This window comes from Streptomyces sp. A18 (assembly GCF_059026065.1).
In genome coordinates, this window is sequence record NZ_JBWLKL010000002.1 from 539,726 (window position 1) to 555,107 (window position 15,382).

Here is a 15,382-nt window from a genome sequence, read left to right on the forward strand (position 1 = left end):
GTCGTCGACCACACGTACACCGTATAAGCAGAAGGAGAGGGAGGCATGACGGCAACGACGACCGCCGAGACCCCCACAGCCCCACAAGGGCACCCCCAGCGCTGGCTGATCCTCGGCGTCATCTGCCTCGCCCAGCTCACCGTCCTCCTGGACAACACCGTCCTGAACGTCGCCATCCCCTCCCTCACCGAGGAACTGGACGCTTCCACGGCCGACATCCAGTGGATGATCAACGCCTACTCGCTCGTCCAGTCCGGCCTCCTGCTCACCGCGGGCAGCGCCTCCGACCGCTACGGCCGCAAGAAGATGCTCACCGCGGGCCTCGTGCTCTTCGGCGTCGGATCGCTGGTCGCGGGCCTCGCCCAGTCCTCGGCGCAGCTCATCGCGGCGCGGGCCGGAATGGGCATCGGCGGCGCGCTCCTGATCACCACCACGCTCGCGGTGGTCGTGCAGATCTTCGACGACAGCGAGCGGATGAAGGCGATCGGCCTCTGGTCGACCGTCAACTCCCTCGGTTTCGCGCTCGGCCCGCTGATGGGCGGGGTCATGCTCAACCACTTCTGGTGGGGCGCGATCTTCCTGATCAACATCCCCGTCGTGCTCCTGGCGCTTGCAGCCGTCATCAAGCTGGTCCCCGAGTCCAAGAACCCGCAGGGCGACCGCCCCGACCTGCTCGGCGCGCTGCTCTCGACCATAGGCATGGCCTCGGTCGTGTACGCGATCATCTCCGGCCCGGAGCACGGCTGGACGTCGACGCAGGTACTGGTGTCCGCGGCGGTGGGCGTGGTCGTCCTGGGCATCTTCGTCGCATGGGAGCTGCGCATCCCGTACCCCATGCTGGACATGCACTTCTTCCGCAACCAGCGCTTCATCGGCGCCGTCGCGGGCGCCATCCTGGTCGCCTTCGGCATGGGCGGCTCGCTGTTCCTGCTCACCCAGCACCTCCAATTCGTGCTCGGCTACGAGCCGTTGGAGGCGGGCCTGCGCACGGCGCCGCTCGCGGTCACCGTCGTCGCGCTGAACCTCACCGGTCTCGGAGCGCGTCTCCTCAAGCGGACGAGCACGCCCGCGACGATCGCCATCGGCATGACCCTGCTCTCCGCCGGCCTCGCCGCGATCGCCGTACTCGGTGGCGACAACTACACCGGGATGCTGACCGGTCTCATCGTGATGGGCGCGGGCATCGCGCTCGCCATGCCCGCCATGGCCAACGCGATCATGAGCGCGATCCCGCCGGAGAAGGCAGGCGTGGGCGCGGGCGTCAACGGCACGCTCGCGGAGTTCGGCAACGGTCTTGGCGTGGCCGTGCTCGGCGCTGTCCTGAACTCACGCTTCGCCTCGCTCGTCACCGTCTCCGCGGTCTCGCTGCCGGCGGCGCTCGCGTCGGCGGGCTCGGACGCCGAACGCACGAAAATCGCCGACGCGTTCTCGTCGGGCCTGGAGACCAGTCAGCTGGTGGGTGCGGTGGCCGTGTTCCTCGGGGGCATGGTGGCTGCCGCGTTGCTGAAGCGTGCGGAGAGGGCAGACTCCGCGAAGAAGGGCCTGGCGGAGGCCTCCGCATAGCATCGACGGATGGGCGGCGGACTGGCCGATTCCGGTCTGTCGCCCGTCTCGTTGGACCGGTATCGGTACAAGAACTCAGGACCAGGAAGGTGCGCCATGGCGAAGGCAGCCGACCGCGCGAAGCGCCCCGCGCGGACCAGCGTCTGGCTGGAGGGCAAGGCCCTCCGGAACGGCGCGGGCAGCCGCAGGAGCGACCAGCCTTCGGGCCTCGACCGTGACCGCATCACCGAGGCCACGGTCCGCCTCCTGGACGAGGAGGGCCTCGCCAAGTTCTCCATGCGCCGCCTGGCCGCGGACCTGAACGTCACGGCGATGTCCGTGTACTGGTACGTCGACACCAAGGACGACCTCCTCGAACTGGCCCTGGACGCGGCCGCCGGGGAGATGGTCCTGCCCGACCCGGACTCGGTCACGCCGGACCGGTGGCGCGAGACGCTGCGCGAACTGGCCCAGGAGTACCGGGCATTGCTGGTCCGGCACGCCTGGGTGTCGCCACTCGTCGGCAACTTCCTCAACATCGGCCCGAACTGGATCAAGTTCGCCCTGGCCGTGCAGGGAGTGGTGCGCGGGACCGGCCTGCCGACGGAGAAGCAGGCCGGCGCGATCGCCGCGGTCTTCCAGTTCGTGTACGGATTCGGCACGGTGCAGGGCCACTACATCGCGCGGTGTACGGCGGCGGGGCTGACTCCGGGGGAGTACTTCAAGGAGGCGATGGGCGCCGTCAGCGCGCATCCCGGCCTGGAGGAGACCCTGCACAGTTCCGCGGACATGATGGAGGCGCGGGGCGGGTCCACGGTCGAGGAGATGTGGGAGCTGGACTTCAGGGTGGCTCTCGACCTGCTGGTGGCGGGCATCGAGGCCACGCTGTAGCTGGCCTCCAGGCCTCGGCTATGCCTTGGCCGCGGGGAAGCCCCCGGTGGCCACCGGGCCCCACCGCTCCGGGGTGATCCGGATGATGGACTTGCCCTGCTTGACCATGGCCTCGCGGTACTCGTCCCAGTCCGGGTGCTCGCCGGAGATGTTCCGGAAGTACTCGACGAGGGGCTCGACCGACTCCGGGGAGTCGATGACCTCGGCCGTGCCGTCGATCTGGACCCAGGGCCCGTTCCACTCGTCGCTGAGCACGATGACGCTGACCTTCGGATTCCGCTTGGCGTTCCGGGTCTTGGCGCGCTCGGGGTAGGTGGACACCACGATGCGCCCGGATCCATCGACCCCGCAGGTCAACGGCGACCCTTGCGGGCCGCCGTCCGCGCGGGCGGTCAGCAGGATCGCCCGGTGCCGGGGGCGGACGAAGTCCAGCAAGTCATCGATCGAGACGGTGGTATTGGTCGCGATATGGGGAGCCATGCGTCGCACGATACGCCGCGGGCGTGGCAGCCGCCCCTCCCCACTCCCCAGCACCTCCGCCCCCTGAACAAACCTCTCGCCCCCACTCACCGATTGCCCGGCAGCGGCGGGCGGGGTCCACCCACCTCAAGAGACCGGCCCGCACGCGCCCCCAAGACGGACCAGCCCCGCACCGCCCCCGCTAGCCCTGCGGCAGCGCATCCCCCTGTACAGCCTGAATGTCCAGTTCCACCCGCAGCGTCGTGCCGATCGCCGAGATCCCCGCCTGCACCACCTGGTTGTAGTTCATCGCGAAGTCCTCCCGCCGCAGCTCCGCCGTCGCCCGGAACGCCGCCCGCGTCCCGCCCCAGGGATCCGCCCCCGTGCCCAAGTAGCTCAGGTCCAGGTCCACCGGGCGTACGACACCGTGCATCTGCAGATCCCCGTGCACCGTCCAGCGGTCCGAACCAGCAGGCGTCAGGCCCGTCGACTGATAGGTCAGCTCCGGGTACTGCTCGACGTCCAGGAAGTCGGGCGACTTCAGGTGGCCGTCCCGCATGCCGTTGCCCGTGTCGATGGACGCCGACCTGATGACCGCCTCGACGCGCGACTTCTCCACGTCCTCGGCGATCTCCACCCGCCCCCCGAACTCCGTGAACCGACCGTGCACGCTGGTGATCCCCAGGTGTTGCGCGACCGCGCCCACCGTCGAGTGCGCGGGGTCGATCGTCCAGGGACCGGGCGGCGGCAGCTCCGTGCCGCCCTGTCGGGCCAGGACGATGTTGCCGACCTCGGCGCGCCCGCTCGCCGTGACGAGCGCGGTCGAGGCCACAGGCGCGTAGCCGACCGCGGTGACGATCACGGTGTAGGGGCCGGCCGCCAGCTCGGTGGCGTCGCGCACCGCGCCGTCCCCGTCCGCCGCCGCCCGCAGCACCTGCGTACCCGTCATGTCCGTCAGGGTGACGACGGCGTGCGACACCGCCCACCCGTCACGCGTCCGAATCCGAGCGCTGAGTCCCATCCCGTTACTTCTCCTTGCCAAGCTCAAGCTTCAGCTCAAGCTCAAAATGAGTGTGGCCCCCGGCGGCGGTGACACGGCCGTCCCCTGCCGTGTGCGTCACCGCCGACTCGGGGGCCCTTTCCCCAACCGGCCCGTGCACGCTCATCCGCTCGAAAGCGCGCGCACGGGCCGGGGTCGATCACTCGCCCGGGTGGGCGAGTTCGATGTCGTGGTCGCCGACACCGTCACCGGAGACGGTCAGACCCGTCGCCACCGGCGGGTAACCGGTCGCGATGACCGTGTACTCGCCGCTGTCCAGATCGGTGAACGCGTACGCGCCGTCCGACCCGGTGGTCGCGGTGGCGACAACGTTGCCCGCCGCGTCCACCAGCGTGACCCGCGCGTCGTTCAACGGACCGCCCGCCGCACGCACCGTGCCGAGCACCTGTGAACCGGCCTTCAGTTCCAGCTCGACCCGGGTGACGCCGACCGCGCCGACCTCGACGGGCAGCGCCATCGGACGGTGCCCCGCGGCGTTCACCGCGATGGTGACCTGGCCGGGCACCAGCTCGGCGAAGGTGAACTCGCCCTGGTCACCGGTGAGCCCGGTGGCCAGCACGTCGCCGCGTACGTCCGTCACGATGACCATCGCGCCGGCGACCGGCAGCTTGCCGTCGGAGGCCCGCACCACACCGCTGAGGCCGCTCGTGCCGCTCAGCAGGATGTCGTACGTGAGTGCCTCGTCGGAGACGACGATCGTGGAGGCCTGCGGCTGGAAGCCGTCGGCCGACGCGATCAGTACGTACGAATCGGCGCCCGGCGCGTCCACCGCGTAGGACCCGTCGCCCTGCGCGACCGCACGGCCCAACTGCCGTCCCCCGAGGGAGATCAGCGTGACCGCGGCCCGCGGGACCGGAGTGCTCTCCGCACCGCGGACGAATCCGTGGACCGGAGTGCCGCCGCCGGTGGTCTGCAGCGGAGCGTCACCCGTGGCCGAAGAGGCCACCGCGGCGAGCGTCTGCGTTCCCTCGGGGCCCGTCTCGGTGTGTGCCCCGACGGACGCGAGGACCGGCTGCTCGTCGGCGACCGCGCCGCCGGCGGCGGGAGAGGCGGCCGGAGCCTGGGACGCCTCGGCGGCCTGGGCCAGTGCACCCGACGTACGCAACGGAACCTCCTTGATGAAGATCGTGATCAGGAAGGCGAGGAAGGCCAGCGGCGCGGCGATCAGGAAGACGTCGGCGATGCCGTGCCCGTAGGCGCTCTCCATGACCGTGCGGAACGGAGCCGGGAGCTTGTCCAGGTCCGGGATGGCGCCGCCGCCCGTGCCGCCGTGACCGGCCTGCGCGGCCTTGGGGCCGAGGTCGGCCAGGCCGTCCTTCACGTAGTCGGTGATGCGGGTGGCCATCACGGCGCCGAGCGCCGAGACGCCGATGGCGCCACCGAGGGAACGGAAGAAGGTGACGACCGAGCTCGCGGAGCCGAGATCCTCGGGAGCGACCTGGTTCTGCGTGGCGAGCACGAGGTTCTGCATCATCATGCCGATGCCGAGACCCATCAGGGCCATGAAGATCGCGATGTGCCAGTACTCGGTGTCGTACCGCATGGTGCCGAGCAGGCCCAGACCCGCGGTCAGGAGCGCACCGCCGGCGACCAGCCAGACCTTCCACTTGCCGGTCTTGGTGATGATCTGCCCCGACACCGTCGAGGAGATGAACAGGCCACCGATCATCGGGATCGTCATGACGCCGGACATCGTCGGCGACTTGTCGCGCGCCAGCTGGAAGTACTGGCTGAAGAACACCGTGCCCGCGAACATGCCGACACCCACGAAGAGCGAGGCGAGGGAGGCGAGGGTGATGGTGCGGTTGCGGAAGAGGCGCAGCGGGATGATCGGCTCGCTCGCCTTGGACTCGACGAGCAGGAAGAGCAGGCCGAGGACGATCGAACCGCCGACCATGGCGCCGGTCTGCCAGGACATCCAGTCGTACTTGTCACCCGCGAAGGTCACCCAGACCAGGAGCAGGCAGACGGCCGCCGTGATGAAGAAGGCGCCGCCCCAGTCGACCTTGACGTCCCGCTTCACGACGGGGAGCTTCAGGGTCTTCTGCAGGACGATCAGGGCGATGATCGCGAAGGGCACGCCGACGTAGAAGCACCAGCGCCAGCCGAGCCACGAGGTGTCGGTGATGACACCGCCGAGCAGCGGGCCGCCGACGGTGGCGACGGCGAAGGTCGCGCCGAGGTAGCCGGAGTAGCGGCCACGCTCGCGCGGGGAGATCATCGCGGCCATCACGATCTGCGCGAGGGCGGAGAGACCACCCACGCCGATGCCCTGGACGACACGGCAGGCGATCAGCATCTCCGCGCTCTGCGAGAGACCGGCGACGATCGAACCGCCGACGTAGATGATCAGGGCTATCTGGACCAGGGCCTTCTTGCTGAAGAGGTCCGACAGCTTGCCCCACAGGGGCGTGGTCGCCGTCATCGCGAGGAGCGACGCGGTGACGACCCAGGTGTAGGCGGACTGGCCGCCGCCCAGGTCGCCGATGATCTCAGGCAGGGCGTTGGAGACGATCGTCGACGACAGGATCGCGACGAACATGCCGAGCAGCAGGCCGGAGAGGGCCTCCATGATCTGGCGATGCGTCATCGGAGCGCTCTCGTCGTGCGCCGCTCCGTGCTTGGCGTGGCTGCCCCGCACACCGGATGGTGTGGTTGTTGCCATGGGCTTCCTCTTCGTTACGCGGGTGTACGGGTGGTCTCTTCGAAGGGGAGCCGGGCCGAAGCCGCACGGCAGTCCCCGAAGCTGTCGCGCAGTCGCGCGAGCAGCGAGCTGAGCTGGACGACCTCGTCGTCTGACCAGTCATGCAAGTAGTGGGTGAGTGTCCTGATGGACAGCTCGGACAGCTCGTCGACCTTGGCCTTGCCCTCGGGCGTCAGGCGCAGGATCCGGGAGCGCTTGTCGGCGGGGTCGGGATCCCGGAGGATCCACTCCTTCTCGGCGACATGGGCCACGTGGCGACTTGTCACCGACATGTCCACGGCGAGCAGCTCGGCGAGCCTGCTCATCCGCATCTCACCGTGCCGGTCGAGCAGGATGAGTACGGCGGCGGACCCTCCCGGGCAGTCGTGCGGCAGACCTCTTCCGAGGCCGCGCTTCACGGCACCGATGGCGCTGAGCTGTCGGGCCAGCTCCTCGTAATGACGCTGCGCGGCCACGGCACCTCCTATGTTGTTGCTTAGGGCAACCATAGAGACAGTTGGTTGCCGCAGGCAAACTAAAACTGGACCAACGCCCTAAAGAGTCGGCAAAGCTCTGGGACCGCGCTCGTAAAGTCAGAGGTCAGCGGGGGTTGGGCCGACCCCCGATGGTTCGCTAGGGTCCTGCGCTATGGCACACAACCCCCAGGGCCCCCAGAACAGCCCCGACCCGGCCGGCAGCACGCAGATGTTCCGCGCTTTCGTCGACGAGTCCCCGCAGGGCCGAGCCCAGCAGCCTGCGGCGGCGCCCGCGGGCCCGCGCATCGGCCTGATCATCGGCGTCGTACTCGCGATCGTGGTGGTGGCGGGGGTGGCTTGGCTGGCGCTGAAGTAGACCTCCGGGCGGGGTCTGCCCCGAGGAGCGCCCCGGAGGGGCGCTTTGGGGGCGCGGGGAACTGCGCGCTCAGCCGCAGCGGACCCGCAAGAAGAAGCGGCCCTACTTCCAGTCGACGGAGACGTCCCGCGTCTCCACATGCATCCCCAGCGGCACCCGCCAGGCCTCGACGCACACGGGCCAGGTCTTCTTCACGGTTTCCCCCGCGCCGATAGGGGCGGGCAGCTTCCGGGTGGATTCGATCGTCGCCCAGTCAACGCCAAGAGCACCGATGACATGCGTGCCGAAGGTGACCGTGCCGGACCGCACCGGCGATCCGCCGGTGTTGCGGAAGGTGACGGTCACTTTCTCGCACCAGCGGTCGTCGGCGGGCTTCCGCTGAGGTTCGCCGACACTCAGCTTCGCGGGCCCGCTCGGACCACTCGGCCCACTGGGGCCGCTGCTCGCACCCCCGCCGGGCGCGGACGGGGTGCCGCTCGCCCCGCCCTCAGGGCGCCCCGTGGAACTGCCTCCCGAACTGCCCTCCGTGCGACCGGGCTTGGCGCCGTCGGTCGAGGAGTCACCGCTCTCCGGGGCAGCCGGAGCATCCGAACCGGCCTTGCCGCTGGGGGACTTGCCGGACGGGTCACCTGAGCCGGACTCCGACGGCTCGGAGCCACCACCCTTGCCGCCAGGCGGCTCCTCGGCCCCGTCCAACGGCACGAACTCCACGTCCCCGGTCGGGGCCACGCCGGCGCCGGGAGTCCGCTGAGGCCCCGCGGCAGCCGGACCCGTAGCCACATAACCGTCGCCGTCCTCGCTGCCGCAGGCGGCGAGGAGCCCGCCCAGGCACAGGGCAGCCGTAGACGCACCCAGTACGTTCCGCATGCCACGTCGCATCGCGCCAGTGTGTCTGACGGACCGTCAATTAGGAACCCCGTCAGCAACTCAAGTCCCCCTGCGGCGCGTTCAGCCACAGGGGGAGCCGGGTCAGTCCGCGATGAGCCCTTCCCTCAGCTGCGAGAGCGTCCGCGTCAGCAGGCGCGACACATGCATCTGCGAGATGCCGACCTCCTCGCCGATCTGCGACTGCGTCATGTTCGCGAAGAACCGCAGCATGATGATGCGGCGCTCACGCGGCGGCAGCTTGGCGAGCAGCGGCTTGAGGGACTCGCGGTACTCGACGCCTTCCAGGGCGCTGTCCTCGTACCCCAGGCGGTCCGCGAGGGAGCCCTCGCCGCCGTCGTCCTCCAGGGCCGGAGAGTCGAGCGACGAGGCCGTGTACGCGTTTCCGACGGCCAGGCCGTCGACCACGTCCTCCTCGGACACCCCGAGCGCCTTGGCGAGTTCGGGCACGGTCGGCGAGCGGTCCAGCTTCTGGGCCAGCTCGTCGCTCGTCTTCGTCAGCGCGAGCCGCAGCTCCTGGAGGCGGCGCGGCACGCGCACCGACCAACTCGTGTCGCGGAAGAAGCGCTTGATCTCGCCCACGACCGTCGGCATCGCGAACGTCGGGAATTCCACGCCCCGTTCGCAGTCGAAGCGGTCGATGGCCTTGATCAGGCCGATCGTGCCGACCTGGACGATGTCCTCCATCGGTTCGTTGCGGCTGCGGAAGCGGGCCGCCGCGTACCGGACGAGGGGGAGGTTGAGCTCGATCAGGGTGTCTCTTACGTAGACACGCTCAGGGCTGTCCTTGTCGAGTGCGGCGAGCCGCAGGAACAGGGAGCGGGACAGGGTGCGGGTGTCGATGGCGCCGGAAGCCCCGGAAACACTTGAGCTCGCAAGCGCATCGGGCGCTGATTCGCTCTTCGTGAGCGTGAGCACCTTCGAGCTGCCCTGGTCTGCGGACATGCCACCCCCTTGAGGTCGCGGACGGTCACGGCGGACGCTCCCGTCGGAGGAACGCAGCCTCCACCTGAATACCGGACGTGGGGCTGCGGCAAACGCGGTTCCAGCAGAATGTCACATGTCGGCAACACGCTGTAGTTACATGTCGACAAAGAAGGGTGACATCGATGCAGGAAAGAGGGGGTCTGGGGCTTTTCTGCTCGCGGGAACGTCGGGAACCGCTGGAAGAGCAGTCCACTCGATACGGTTACGCCTCGATACGATTTGCGGATCGAAGTCGCGCGAAGCTTCTGGCCAGCAGTCTTGACACATGCATCTGGGAAACGCCCAATTCGGCGCTGATCTGTGATTGCGTCAGATTGCTGTAGTAGCGCAGAAGCAGGATGCGCTGTTCGCGCTCGGGCAGTTGGACGAGGAGATGGCGGACGAGGTCGCGGTGCTCGACCCCGTCGAGTGCCGGGTCCTCATAGCCGAGCCGGTCGAGCAGACCGGGAAGCCCGTCGCCTTCCTGGGCCGCCTCCAACGACGTTGCGTGGTACGAACGTCCGGCCTCGATGCAGGCCAGGACCTCCTCCTCGGTGATGCGAAGCCGCTCGGCGATCTCCGAGGTCGTGGGCGAGCGCCCGAACGCCGTGGTGAGGTCCTCGGTCGCCCCGGTCACCTGCACCCACAGCTCGTGAAGACGGCGCGGCACGTGGACCGTTCGTACGTTGTCGCGGAAGTACCGCTTGATCTCGCCGACCACGGTGGGCATCGCGAAGGTCGGGAACTGCACGCCGCGGTCGGGGTCGAAGCGGTCGATGGCGTTGATCAGGCCGATCGTGCCGACCTGGACGACGTCCTCCATCGGTTCGTTGCGGCTGCGGAAGCGGGCGGCGGCATACCGCACCAGCGGCAGATTGGCCTCGATGAGCGCGCCGCGGACGCGGCCGTGCTCGGGGCTGCCCGGTTCGAGCCCCTTGAGCTCGCCGAAGAGCACCTGCGTCAGGGCCCGGGTGTCGGCGCCTCTGCTGCTGGGGGTCCTCTCGGTGGGCGGGGCGGGCTGCACGCCCTGTGGGCCCGGCGCGCTCGGTGTGCCGGGTGCGCCGGGGGTGCTGCTCGCTTGCGGGGTCACGGGTGGTGCTTCGGGCGCAGTACTGGCCGGCACGGTCAACGCCACCCCTTCTCGGTCAAGCCCAGTCAGGTCCTGTCGAGCTCAGTCAAGATCAGCCGACCTTGGTCAACTCATCCGTCAAAAGCGGTCATAGCATCACAAGACATGTGCACTGTGTGCAAGCACCCGATAACTACGTGTTGAGTGGCAAGTTGGGGCAAAAGACGCCGAAAAGCCCCTCACCGTTCCGGCGAGGGGCCGTTTGTGCGAAGGCTGCTGAGCCGGTCGGCTCAGAACTCGTAGTCCGCGATCACCCACGTGGCGAACTCCCGCCACAGCGCGACGCCCGCCTGGTGGGCCGGGTGCTCGATGTACCGCTTCAGCGCATCGGTGTCCTCGACCGCCGAGTTGATGGCGAAGTCGTACGCGATGGGCCGGTCGGTGATGTTCCAGTCGCACTCCCAGAACGCGAGATCCGGGATCTGCTCGCCGAGCGCGCGGAAGGCCTTGACGCCCTCGACGACGCGCGGCTCGTCGCGCTCCACACCGTCGTTGAGCTTGAAGAGGACCAGATGGCGGATCATGCGCACTCCTGGGAAGGCGGGGAGAGGACGGCGGGACGGCGTGACGATCCGCTCAGTCCTTGCCTCCGTTGGCGACCCACGTCATGAAGTCGCCGATGCTCTGAGCGGCATCCGAAACCGCCTCGAAGCCTATCTGCACATAGTCCGCGGCCTTTTCCGGGTCAGTGATGATCACGTAGAGCATGAAGACGACGACGGCGAAGAGGCCGACCTTTTTCCACTGCACCGCCACGCTCGGCCTCCCCTTACCCGCTGTGCGCTCTGTGACCCCTGTGACGGGCGTAAGCCTAACCCGGCCCGTCCTCACAGCGTCTTTAAGGACCAACGGCCCGGCAGCAGAGGGCCTTTGCCGGGCCGTTCCGAGTGGCGCGAGGCGCAGGATGGGTGTGTGCCCAAGCGGATCTGGCAGGAATCCGCGGGCAAGGGACTGGCCCCACTGCGGGGTCACGCGCCGTCTGCTTCCCCCCGAACGACGGCGCTGGCTTGAGGGTTCCAGTCCTCGCCGGGGGGAGCGGCTTGTCCCCCCGATGCCGCTTCCCCCGTCCAACCGGGAGAGAGCCCCGGTGCCTCACGGCGCCGGGGCTTTCGTCTGTGCGCCGGCGGGACCGTCGACCGTCCGCCCGGCCCCGGGAACGACGAAGGCCCCCGGGAACGACGAAGGCCCCCGGGAACGACGAAGGCCCCCGGGAACGACGAAGGCCCCGTCCTCGCGGACGGGGCCTTCGTATCAAGAGCGGTAGCGGTGGGATTTGAACCCACGGTGAGTTTCCCCACACTCGCTTTCGAGGCGAGCTCCTTCGGCCGCTCGGACACGCTACCGAGAGGAACTCTAGCCCAAACTCCCCCGTGGTCAGAAATCCGTTTGGCCGAAGCCCCTCAGCGCCCGCGGAAGAAGCGGGTGAGCAGGCCCGCGGCCTCCTCGGCGAGGACGCCCTCGATCACCTCGGGGCGGTGGTTGAGCCGTCTGTCGCGCACGACGTCCCAGACCGAGCCCGCGGCTCCCGCCTTCTCGTCACGCGCTCCGTAGACGACCCGGTCGACGCGGGACTGGACGAGCGCGCCCGCGCACATCGTGCAGGGCTCCAGGGTCACCACCAGCGTGCAGCCGGCAAGGCGCCACGCGCCGAGCGCGGCGGCCGCCCGGCGGACGGCGAGCACCTCCGCGTGCGCGGTCGGGTCGCCGGTCGCCTCGCGTTCGTTGTGGCCCGACGCGAGCACCGTCGTGCCGTCCGGGGACAGCACGACGGCGCCGACGGGCACATCGCCGCCCTGTAGGGCCAGTTCGGCCTCGGCCAGGGCGAGCCGCATGGAAGACCGCCAGCGGTCACGCACGGGATCGGGCTGCCGTGAGGTGATGGCGTCGTTCCGGTCGTTCCGGTCGTTCTCGTCGGTCACACCGGGAACCTAGCGGACGGTCTCGAGCACCTCCGCCGCCCCGAGGATCTCAGCGATGTCGCTGAGCGCGTCACCGGGCTCCAGGCCGAGCAGCTCCTTCTCGGGCACGCCGAGGTCGGTCAGGAGCTCCGAGTCGCCGAGGGGCCCCGCGGGCACCGCGTCGCCCGCGGCGTGCCCCGCCTCTTCGTCGTCGGCGGCGGAATCGGAATCGGGGCCGGCCTCGGACTCGGCGGGTTCGCCGTCCTCCGTGCCGTCCAGGTCGAGGGCGTCCAGATCGACACCCGGGTCGTCGGTGCCCGGCTCACGGCCGAGCATCTCGTCGGTGAGCAGGATCTCGCCGTACGAACTCCGGGCGGCGGCGGCCGCGTCCGAGACGTAGATACGAGGGTCCTCCTCACCGTCGACGCGGACGACGCCGAACCAGGCGCCCTCCTGTTCGATGAAGACGAGGACGGTGTCGTCCTCAGCGCTGCCGGCCGTGGCCTCGCGGGCCAGGTCGGTCAGATCCGACAGGGTCTCCACATCGTCGAGCTCCGTGTCGCTCGCTTCCCACCCGTCTTCGGTGCGCGCGAGCAGTGCGGCGAAGTACACCGTGACTCTCCCACTGGTCATAGACAGTGCCGGTTGACGGTTTGGGTGTCCCCCCGGCGAGTTCGGGGAGCGGGGGAGTTGCTGTTCCAAGCCCCGCCCACTCGGAATCGTGGCAGAAACCTCGGCCCAAGGAGAGGTCTTCCGCCCGCTGTGTCCGCGTCGCGTCTCGCGGACAGCTCCCCGATGCCTGCGTGAGAGGTGGGCGCTACCAGCGGAACGTGCGCATGCGCATCTGCTGACGCATCCGTGCCGCCCGGGCGCGGCGCGGCTTCACACGGTCGCGGAGCTCGATGGCCTCTGCCCGTTCGTGCAGGAACTGCGCGCGACGGCGGCGGCGCTCCGCTTCGCTCTCGCGGTCCGGCTCTCGGCCGCCGGGCTCTGTGTCCGGCATGGGCATCACCACCCCAGGTCGTACGTCCACTTTCCCCCGTTCGGCGGGTTTGATGCCAGCGCGGACCGTTCCGTGAGTCCGGAGCGAGGGGCGGGACCGGCTGTCGCGGGGGGAGTCCGGGGGGTGCCGGGCGCGGTTACTGTTGAGGGCATGCGGATCCACGTCGTCGACCACCCGCTGGTGGCGCACAAACTCACCACGCTGCGCGACAAGCGCACCGACTCCCCTACCTTCCGGCGCCTCGCCGACGAGCTGGTCACCTTGCTCGCGTATGAGGCCACCCGGGACGTGCGCACCGAGCAGGTCGACATCGAGACCCCGGTCACCCCGACCACCGGCGTCAAGCTGTCCCACCCGCGCCCCCTGGTCGTACCGATCCTGCGCGCCGGGCTCGGCATGCTGGACGGCATGGTCCGGCTTCTGCCGACCGCCGAGGTGGGCTTCCTCGGGATGATCCGCGACGAGGAGACGCTCCAGGCGTCGACGTACGCGACCCGCATGCCGGAGGACCTCTCCGGGCGTCAGGTGTACGTCCTGGACCCGATGCTGGCCACCGGCGGCACGCTCGTCGCGGCCATCCAGGAACTGATCAAGCGCGGCGCCGACGACGTCACCGCCGTGGTGCTCCTCGCCGCGCCCGAGGGCGTCGAGGTCATGGAGCGCGAGCTCGCGGGCACGCCGGTGACGGTCGTGACGGCATCGGTCGACGAGCGGCTCAACGAGAGCGGCTACATCGTGCCGGGCCTCGGCGACGCCGGGGACCGGATGTACGGGACCGCGGAGTAGCGCGGTAGCGCTGAGCGGTCCTTCGTGAGTCGTGAGGCTCAGCGGTCGTACGGCGTAGCGCTCAGCAGTCTTTTTGACCGCTGGACGTCGAGGGCGTCGGCTTGGGCTTGGCGAGTACCGCCAGGGCCTTGTCGGCGTCCTCTTTCTTTGCCAGATCCTTGAACTTCGTGCCCAGGATCAGGTCCACCTCGCCGCCCTTGCGGGCGTCCGTGCGGTTCTCGGTGCCCGCGAGCTGCGTGCCGAGCACCGGCAGCGCGGTGTCCGTGGCGGACTTGGCGCCGAGCAGTATCCCGGTGCCCTTGACCTTCTTGTCGTACTCCTTCGTCGCGTTGTCCACCTTGCCGACGGCGAAGCCGCGCTTCTTGAGCTCGGCCGCGACGTCCTTGGCGAGGCCGCCGCGGGGCGTGGCGTTGAAGACGTTGACCTTGATCTGGCCGGGCTCGGGCAGTGCCTTGGGAGCGGGCGGCTTGGCCGACGGGCCGGATTTCTTGGCCGCGCAGCCGCTGCGCGAGCCTGCCGCCGTGGCCTTGCCGCCGCCCGTGAAGACGTCGATGAGCTGCAGGGTTCCCCAGCCGATCAGGCCGACCGCGACGACGGACGCGACCACCGCGAGCACGATCCTGCGGCGGCCACGCGATCGGCGCATACGCGGATATTTGGCCCCCGTGATGCGGTACTTGCCGCCCATGCCGGGGGGAGTGAGCATGCTCATGGGCGCAGCGTAGTGCGACGACGCCGTGATGCCTACTAAATGATCATTGACTTGGGTGCAGTCCAACCCGAAAGGGTCAATGAGGGCGTGGGTGCCCGGCGATACGGCTGGGGCCCGCGGGCCCGCCCAGGTCTCAGCCCGGTCCTCAGCCCGTTTCTCAGCCCAGTTCGAGGACGCGGGCGTGCAGCACCTGGCGCTGCTGGAGCGCGGCGCGGACCGCGCGGTGCAGTCCGTCTTCCAGGTAGAGGTCGCCCTGCCACTTCACCACGTGCGCGAAGAGGTCGCCGTAGAACGTCGAGTCCTCCGCGAGGAGCGTCTCTAGGTCCAGCTGGCCCTTGGTCGTCACGAGCTGATCGAGGCGGACCGGGCGCGGCGCGACGTCCGCCCACTGCCGGGTGCTTTCCCGGCCGTGGTCGGGGTACGGCCGGCCGTTTCCGATGCGCTTGAAGATCACACGGAAAGCCTACCGGGCAAGGCTCTCCGGGCGCAGCCATGGCGACGGAGTGCGACTCTGGG

18 protein-coding genes and 1 tRNA gene are annotated in these 15,382 nt (G+C 69.4%); 4 read left to right on the forward strand and 15 right to left on the reverse strand.

Translation table 11 applies throughout. From position 1 onward, the window contains the following. The first annotated feature begins 45 nt into the window (after positions 1-45). Together AC5P1C_RS05295 and AC5P1C_RS05300 are read left to right on the forward strand one after the other, a co-directional pair. Positions 46-1,563, forward strand: a complete 1,518-nt coding sequence (locus AC5P1C_RS05295; RefSeq protein WP_493864463.1) for an MFS transporter — start codon at positions 46-48, stop codon at positions 1,561-1,563. Positions 1,564-1,659: 96 nt separating this feature from the next. Next, on the forward strand, positions 1,660-2,433 hold the full coding sequence (locus tag AC5P1C_RS05300) for a TetR/AcrR family transcriptional regulator (protein ID WP_493864464.1): 774 nt from the start codon (positions 1,660-1,662) through the stop codon (positions 2,431-2,433). A gap of 18 nt (positions 2,434-2,451) precedes the next feature. Here the strand turns inward: AC5P1C_RS05300 and AC5P1C_RS05305 are convergent, their stop codons facing one another. The 4 genes from AC5P1C_RS05305 to AC5P1C_RS05320 all read right to left on the reverse strand — a co-directional run bounded on the left by AC5P1C_RS05305 (position 2,452) and on the right by AC5P1C_RS05320 (position 7,111). Then, positions 2,452-2,913 (reverse strand): PPOX class F420-dependent oxidoreductase, encoded by a 462-nt coding sequence (locus tag AC5P1C_RS05305; RefSeq protein ID WP_493864465.1) that lies wholly within the window; start codon positions 2,911-2,913, stop codon positions 2,452-2,454. Positions 2,914-3,094: 181 nt separating this feature from the next. Continuing rightward, complete coding sequence (locus AC5P1C_RS05310; RefSeq protein WP_493864466.1) at positions 3,095-3,913, reverse strand: YceI family protein; 819 nt, start codon at positions 3,911-3,913, stop codon at positions 3,095-3,097. A gap of 178 nt (positions 3,914-4,091) precedes the next feature. After that, positions 4,092-6,542, reverse strand: a complete 2,451-nt coding sequence (locus AC5P1C_RS05315) for an MFS transporter (RefSeq protein ID WP_493864534.1) — start codon at positions 6,540-6,542, stop codon at positions 4,092-4,094. Positions 6,543-6,631: 89 nt separating this feature from the next. Beyond that, complete coding sequence (locus AC5P1C_RS05320) at positions 6,632-7,111, reverse strand: MarR family winged helix-turn-helix transcriptional regulator (protein ID WP_493864467.1); 480 nt, start codon at positions 7,109-7,111, stop codon at positions 6,632-6,634. A gap of 172 nt (positions 7,112-7,283) precedes the next feature. Here AC5P1C_RS05320 and AC5P1C_RS05325 point away from each other — a divergent pair, with 172 nt between their 5' ends. Then, on the forward strand, positions 7,284-7,487 hold the full coding sequence (locus AC5P1C_RS05325) for a hypothetical protein (protein ID WP_493864468.1): 204 nt from the start codon (positions 7,284-7,286) through the stop codon (positions 7,485-7,487). A gap of 102 nt (positions 7,488-7,589) precedes the next feature. Here the strand turns inward: AC5P1C_RS05325 and AC5P1C_RS05330 are convergent, their stop codons facing one another. The 9 genes from AC5P1C_RS05330 to AC5P1C_RS05370 all read right to left on the reverse strand — a co-directional run bounded on the left by AC5P1C_RS05330 (position 7,590) and on the right by AC5P1C_RS05370 (position 13,374). Beyond that, positions 7,590-8,366, reverse strand: coding sequence for a hypothetical protein (locus AC5P1C_RS05330; protein ID WP_493864469.1), 777 nt, complete (start codon positions 8,364-8,366; stop codon positions 7,590-7,592). A gap of 90 nt (positions 8,367-8,456) precedes the next feature. Continuing rightward, on the reverse strand, positions 8,457-9,317 hold the full coding sequence (locus AC5P1C_RS05335; RefSeq protein ID WP_493864470.1) for an RNA polymerase sigma factor SigF: 861 nt from the start codon (positions 9,315-9,317) through the stop codon (positions 8,457-8,459). Positions 9,318-9,561: 244 nt separating this feature from the next. After that, the gene (locus AC5P1C_RS05340) at positions 9,562-10,362 is read right to left on the reverse strand and encodes an RNA polymerase sigma factor SigF (protein ID WP_493864535.1); all 801 of its coding nucleotides are present in this window, start codon (positions 10,360-10,362) and stop codon (positions 9,562-9,564) included. Between the two features lie 335 nt (positions 10,363-10,697). Continuing rightward, positions 10,698-10,991 carry a Dabb family protein gene (locus AC5P1C_RS05345; RefSeq protein ID WP_344524501.1) on the reverse strand — a complete coding sequence of 98 codons (294 nt, stop codon included), beginning with the start codon at positions 10,989-10,991 and terminating at the stop codon, positions 10,698-10,700. A gap of 52 nt (positions 10,992-11,043) precedes the next feature. Beyond that, on the reverse strand, positions 11,044-11,223 hold the full coding sequence (locus AC5P1C_RS05350; RefSeq protein ID WP_493864471.1) for a hypothetical protein: 180 nt from the start codon (positions 11,221-11,223) through the stop codon (positions 11,044-11,046). 502 nt (positions 11,224-11,725) lie between these two features. Beyond that, positions 11,726-11,810 (reverse strand) — tRNA-Ser (locus AC5P1C_RS05355). A gap of 57 nt (positions 11,811-11,867) precedes the next feature. After that, positions 11,868-12,299 carry a tRNA adenosine(34) deaminase TadA gene (tadA, locus tag AC5P1C_RS05360; protein ID WP_493864536.1) on the reverse strand — a complete coding sequence of 144 codons (432 nt, stop codon included), beginning with the start codon at positions 12,297-12,299 and terminating at the stop codon, positions 11,868-11,870. 96 nt (positions 12,300-12,395) lie between these two features. Next, positions 12,396-12,977, reverse strand: a complete 582-nt coding sequence (locus tag AC5P1C_RS05365) for a tRNA adenosine deaminase-associated protein (protein WP_493864537.1) — start codon at positions 12,975-12,977, stop codon at positions 12,396-12,398. Positions 12,978-13,182: 205 nt separating this feature from the next. Next, positions 13,183-13,374, reverse strand: a complete 192-nt coding sequence (locus AC5P1C_RS05370) for a hypothetical protein (protein ID WP_493864538.1) — start codon at positions 13,372-13,374, stop codon at positions 13,183-13,185. A 144-nt stretch (positions 13,375-13,518) separates the two neighbouring features. On the opposite strand from AC5P1C_RS05370, the gene upp reads away from it, so the two are divergent. Then, positions 13,519-14,154 (forward strand): uracil phosphoribosyltransferase, encoded by a 636-nt coding sequence (gene upp / locus AC5P1C_RS05375; protein ID WP_367043587.1) that lies wholly within the window; start codon positions 13,519-13,521, stop codon positions 14,152-14,154. A 61-nt stretch (positions 14,155-14,215) separates the two neighbouring features. On the opposite strand, the gene AC5P1C_RS05380 is transcribed toward upp, so the two are convergent. Both AC5P1C_RS05380 and AC5P1C_RS05385 read right to left on the reverse strand, forming a co-directional pair. Further along, complete coding sequence (locus tag AC5P1C_RS05380) at positions 14,216-14,842, reverse strand: LytR C-terminal domain-containing protein (protein WP_493864539.1); 627 nt, start codon at positions 14,840-14,842, stop codon at positions 14,216-14,218. A 181-nt stretch (positions 14,843-15,023) separates the two neighbouring features. Next, positions 15,024-15,320: a type II toxin-antitoxin system VapB family antitoxin gene (locus AC5P1C_RS05385; RefSeq protein WP_003955420.1), complete on the reverse strand. Its 297-nt coding sequence runs from the start codon at positions 15,318-15,320 to the stop codon at positions 15,024-15,026. Positions 15,321-15,382: the final 62 nt, after the last annotated feature.

Excerpts from the sequence above, each read along its gene's own strand:
- AC5P1C_RS05295 (WP_493864463.1), top strand. The coding sequence starts at position 46 with ATGACGGCAACGACGACCGCCGAGACCCCCACAGCCCCACAAGGGCAC.
- AC5P1C_RS05300 (WP_493864464.1), top strand. The coding sequence starts at position 1,660 with ATGGCGAAGGCAGCCGACCGCGCGAAGCGCCCCGCGCGGACCAGCGTC.
- AC5P1C_RS05305 (WP_493864465.1), bottom strand. The coding sequence starts at position 2,913 with ATGGCTCCCCATATCGCGACCAATACCACCGTCTCGATCGATGACTTG.
- AC5P1C_RS05310 (WP_493864466.1), bottom strand. The coding sequence starts at position 3,913 with ATGGGACTCAGCGCTCGGATTCGGACGCGTGACGGGTGGGCGGTGTCG.
- AC5P1C_RS05315 (WP_493864534.1), bottom strand. The coding sequence starts at position 6,542 with ATGACGCATCGCCAGATCATGGAGGCCCTCTCCGGCCTGCTGCTCGGC.
- AC5P1C_RS05325 (WP_493864468.1), top strand. The coding sequence starts at position 7,284 with ATGGCACACAACCCCCAGGGCCCCCAGAACAGCCCCGACCCGGCCGGC.
- AC5P1C_RS05330 (WP_493864469.1), bottom strand. The coding sequence starts at position 8,366 with ATGCGACGTGGCATGCGGAACGTACTGGGTGCGTCTACGGCTGCCCTG.
- AC5P1C_RS05335 (WP_493864470.1), bottom strand. The coding sequence starts at position 9,317 with ATGTCCGCAGACCAGGGCAGCTCGAAGGTGCTCACGCTCACGAAGAGC.
- AC5P1C_RS05345 (WP_344524501.1), bottom strand. The coding sequence starts at position 10,991 with ATGATCCGCCATCTGGTCCTCTTCAAGCTCAACGACGGTGTGGAGCGC.
- tadA (WP_493864536.1), bottom strand. The coding sequence starts at position 12,299 with ATGCGGCTCGCCCTGGCCGAGGCCGAACTGGCCCTACAGGGCGGCGAT.
- AC5P1C_RS05370 (WP_493864538.1), bottom strand. The coding sequence starts at position 13,374 with ATGCCCATGCCGGACACAGAGCCCGGCGGCCGAGAGCCGGACCGCGAG.
- upp (WP_367043587.1), top strand. The coding sequence starts at position 13,519 with ATGCGGATCCACGTCGTCGACCACCCGCTGGTGGCGCACAAACTCACC.
- AC5P1C_RS05380 (WP_493864539.1), bottom strand. The coding sequence starts at position 14,842 with ATGGGCGGCAAGTACCGCATCACGGGGGCCAAATATCCGCGTATGCGC.